This is a genomic window from Mesorhizobium sp. M4B.F.Ca.ET.089.01.1.1, assembly GCF_004022605.1.
Taxonomy (GTDB): domain Bacteria; phylum Pseudomonadota; class Alphaproteobacteria; order Rhizobiales; family Rhizobiaceae; genus Mesorhizobium; species Mesorhizobium abyssinicae.
Window position 1 is genome coordinate 1 of sequence record NZ_RZOS01000501.1, and the last position, 3,760, is coordinate 3,760.

4 protein-coding genes and 1 pseudogene are annotated in these 3,760 nt (G+C 66.0%); 3 read left to right on the plus strand and 2 right to left on the minus strand.

Features of this window, described 5'->3' with window-relative positions; genetic code table 11:
- Nucleotides 1-457 (plus strand): annotated as a pseudogene (locus EN780_RS29410) (LysE family translocator); the annotation flags it as partial.
- Here EN780_RS29410 and EN780_RS29415 read toward each other — a convergent pair.
- A complete protein-coding gene (locus EN780_RS29415) occupies nt 429-905 on the minus strand; it encodes a hypothetical protein (RefSeq protein WP_127391719.1) in 477 nt (158 codons plus the stop codon). The pseudogene EN780_RS29410 and the gene EN780_RS29415 overlap by 29 nt on opposite strands.
- Entirely contained in the window at nt 902-2,137 is a 1,236-nt protein-coding gene (gene rlmN / locus EN780_RS29420; protein ID WP_127391718.1) for a 23S rRNA (adenine(2503)-C(2))-methyltransferase RlmN, read from the minus strand. The genes EN780_RS29415 and rlmN overlap by 4 nt, the downstream gene beginning before the upstream one ends.
- A 266-nt stretch (nt 2,138-2,403) precedes the next feature.
- Between rlmN and EN780_RS29425 the strand changes: the two genes are divergently transcribed.
- Both EN780_RS29425 and EN780_RS29430 read left to right on the plus strand, forming a co-directional pair.
- A complete protein-coding gene (locus EN780_RS29425) occupies nt 2,404-2,703 on the plus strand; it encodes a hypothetical protein (protein WP_127391717.1) in 300 nt (99 codons plus the stop codon).
- A 173-nt stretch (nt 2,704-2,876) separates the two neighbouring features.
- Nucleotides 2,877-3,760, plus strand: an 884-nt coding sequence (locus tag EN780_RS29430) for a chloride channel protein (protein WP_133372761.1), incomplete at its 3' end; no start/stop codon positions are given.

A 3,760-nucleotide genomic window follows, 5' to 3' on the forward strand; every position in this document is an offset into this window, starting at 1 on the left:
CGCTGATCCACACCACACTGGTGGCGGTCGGGGTCTCGGCGCTGATCGTCGCCTCGCCGATGGCCTTTTTCGTCCTGAAAATCTTCGGCGCCGGTTATCTGGTCTTTCTGGCGTGGCAAGCGGTCAGCAAGGGCTCGGCCTTCTCGCCGGAGAAGAAGGCCGGCCCGCGTATCTCGCTGTTCCGCAGCTGGGCGGCCGGGCTCGGCGTCAATTTGCTCAACCCGAAGATCATCCTGTTCTTCATGACGTTTTTGCCGCAGTTCGTCTCCGCGCACGACCCGAACGCGCCCGGAAAGCTGTTCTTCCTCGGCGTCATGTTCATCGTGCTGTGCTGGCGGCGGAAAGATTTTCGGCGGCGATGAGGGCAAGCCCCCGCGTGATGCGGGTGGTCGACTATCTGTTCGGCGGCGTGTTCTCGGCCTTCGCGCTCAAGATCCTGACGGCCCAGGCGAAATAGGCTGGGTCTCGCGCCAGCTGCCGGCCCAGCGACCGGCGGCGAGCCAGTAGAAGATGCCGCCGACCATGCCGGAGCCGATCACCGCCAGGATGGCGCTGGTATCGGTGATGACGAAGTCGGGATCGCCGCTCTGGCGGACGAAACCGAGGAAGGCCGCGGCGACGCCGCCGCCGGCGATCGCATAGAACAGCCAGTCGCGCCGTCCGAGGATCTCGGCGGCGACGATGACGACCGCCGCCGGCATGAAGGCGAAATAGGCGACGAACAACGCCACGAAGGGGATCGAGAAATAGAGCGAGGCGGTCGCCGTCGGGTGGGCCTGGTCGGGCGTATAGCCGAGCGAGCCCAGGAACAGGATGTTGAGGAAGGCGCTGGCCGCCAACGAGGCGGCGATGTAGCCGACCAGGATGACAGCGAAGCGGATGAGGTAGGCGACGAAGCGGCTCACGCCTCGCCGTGCCCCGCGATCATCATCGCTTCCAGCGCCAGCCGGTCGACCTTGCGCATGCGCTCCGATTCCGACTTCAACTGGCCGCAGGCGGCGAGGATGTCACGGCCGCGCGGGGTGCGGATCGGCGAGGCGTAGCCGGCATTGTTGATGTAGTCGGCGAATTTCTCGATCGTCTCCCAGTCCGAGCACTGGTAGTTGGTGCCCGGCCACGGGTTGAACGGGATCAGGTTGATCTTGGCCGGGATGCCCTTCAAGAGCCTGACCAGCGCCTTGGCGTCGTCGAGGGAATCGTTGACGTCCTTCAGCATCACATATTCGAAGGTGATGCGCCTGGCGTTGGAGAGGCCGGGATAGGCGCGGCAGGCGGCGATCAGCTCCTTCAGCGGATACTTCTTGTTGATCGGCACCAAAAGGTCGCGCAGATCGTCATTGGTGGCATGCAGCGAGATCGCCAGCATGACGCCGATCTCCTCGCCGGTGCGGAAGATTTCCGGCACGACGCCGGAGGTCGACAGCGTGATCCGGCGCTTCGACAGTGACAGGCCGTCGCCGTCGGAGGCGATCAGCAGCGCCTTCTTCACCGCCTCGAAATTATAGAGCGGCTCGCCCATGCCCATCATGACGATGTTGGACACTTTTCTGCCCTCGGCCGGCACGATGGCGCCGTCGGGCGTGTCGCGGTCGGGGAAGTCGCCGAGGCGGTCGCGGGCGGTGAGCAGCTGCGCCAGGATCTCTTCCGTAGTCAGGTTTCGCACCAGCTTCTGCGTGCCGGTGTGGCAGAACGAGCAGGTCAGCGTGCAGCCGACCTGCGAGGAGATGCAGAGCGTGCCGCGGCCTTCCTCGGGGATATAGACGGTCTCGATCTCGACCGGGCGGCCGGCGCCGCGCGGCGGAAAGCGGAACAGCCATTTGCGGGTGCCGTCGGCGGAGATCTGCTCCTCGACGATCTCGGGCCGCGCGACGGTGAAATGCCTGTCGAGTTCGGCGCGCAGATCCTTGGAGATGTTGAACATGCCGGAAAAGTCGGAGACGCCGCGCACATACATCCAGTGCCAGAGCTGCTGGGCGCGCATTTTCGCCTGGCGCTCCGGCACGATGCCGGCCTCGACGAGGGCGGCGCCGAGCTCAGCCCGGGTGAGGCCGATCAGCGTCGGCTTTTCGGCCGGCGTGGCGCGGGCACGCAAGGCGTCGCGCGCGCCTTCGGCGGTAAGATCAAGTGAAAGGGTCATGGTTGCGCCAATATAAGCGGTTTGCGGCCGATTTCAGCATCGTGCCCGAAATGAAGCGCGGCGCATAGCACAGGTTCGGAGCGGAGTCATGCGGGGCGGGCGCGACCTTGCCAGTCGTGTCATCATTCGCTCGACCGCCGTGAGGCGGCGCCGCATCCCTCGCACTGCGCAAATCGATCACATATTCGTGTTGGCGTAACGACCCAAGGCGCCTTCGCGAACCCGGAAAGGGGCAACTGTGCCCCTGCAAAATGGGAGTATGCGGAATGCAATCGATCAAGCTTGTTGTCATCGCCGGCCTCCTCGGCCTTTCCGCGGCACAGGCATTTGCCGAAGACACGATGGGAACGATGACCATGATGAAGGCCGGCCAGGTGACGGCGATCACGCCCGACGGCCATATGGGCACGATGATGCCGGACGCCAAGATGAGCGCCGAGATGATGAAGATGGCGAAACCGGTCAAGCACTGCATGATGATGATGACCGACGCCAAGGGCAAAACCTACATGATCGACACGTCGACCAAGAAGGCCCAGGCCGAGTGTGAAAAAATGGCGATGTGAACACCGCCAAGCACCCACGCCGACCTTCCCGCCGGCCGGTGCGCCGGCGGGTATTCCGATCACATCTCCTTGAACCCCGTTCCGATGCGGTGCCGGCATAGCGTCGGACTCGCCGCCCGGGTTGATCGGCCCCGTCATTGTGCTAGGCCGGGCCTATCACCACGAGGCTCGTCATGGCCGGCATATCCCGAAAAAACCGCTTGCTGCGGCGTTCGCGCGCCATGTGGGTGTCGCGGCGCGTCTGGCAGCCGCGTCTCGTCTTCTGGGCCGGCGCCGTCTCGATCGGCCTGATCAGCGTCCTGTTCGCGCTGCTTGCCGACCGCGCGCAGGCTCTGTTCCATATCATGACCGGCAATGAGGGCGGCTGGCGCTTCTATCTGCCGCTCGTGGTGACGCCCCTCGGTTTCGTCCTTTGCGCCTGGCTGGCGCATTCCTTCTTCCCGGGGTCGCAAGGCAGCGGCATTCCGCAGGCGATCGCGGCGCGGCATCTGCGCGACGAGGACGATCGCAGCCGCATCCTGTCGCTCAGGCTGGTGGCGGGCAAGATCGCGCTCACCGTCGTCGGCCTCGCCTGCGGCGCCTCGATCGGCCGCGAGGGTCCGACGGTGCAGGTCGGCGCCTCGCTGATGCTGCAGGCGGCGCGCTGGGGCGGCATGGCGCAGGCGCGCGGGCTGATCCTGGCCGGCTCCGCCGCCGGCATCGCCGCCGCGTTCAACACGCCGCTTGCCGGCATCGTCTTCGCCATCGAGGAAATGGGCCGGGCCTATGAGGCGCGCACCAACGGGCTGGTGCTGACGGCGGTGATCCTGGCCGGCCTCGCCTCGCTGGGGCTGCTCGGCAACTACACCTATTTCGGCGTCGCCAAGGACACGGTGGCGTTTGCCACCGACTGGCCGCTGGTGCTTGCCTGCGGCATCGTCGGCGGCGGTGTCGGCGCGCTGTTCTCGCTGCTTGCGCTGAAGGTCATGCGCCGCATCCGGCGCTGGAACGCGCTGCAGCCGCTGCCGCGCGCGCTGGTGGTGGCGGCCGTCTGCGGGTTCGCCGTGGCGGTGATCGG

Bases quoted from the DNA above. Each gene is read 5' to 3' on its own strand.
- EN780_RS29425 (WP_127391717.1), top strand. From the start codon at position 2,404: ATGCAATCGATCAAGCTTGTTGTCATCGCCGGCCTCCTCGGCCTTTCC.
- rlmN (WP_127391718.1), bottom strand. From the start codon at position 2,137: ATGACCCTTTCACTTGATCTTACCGCCGAAGGCGCGCGCGACGCCTTG.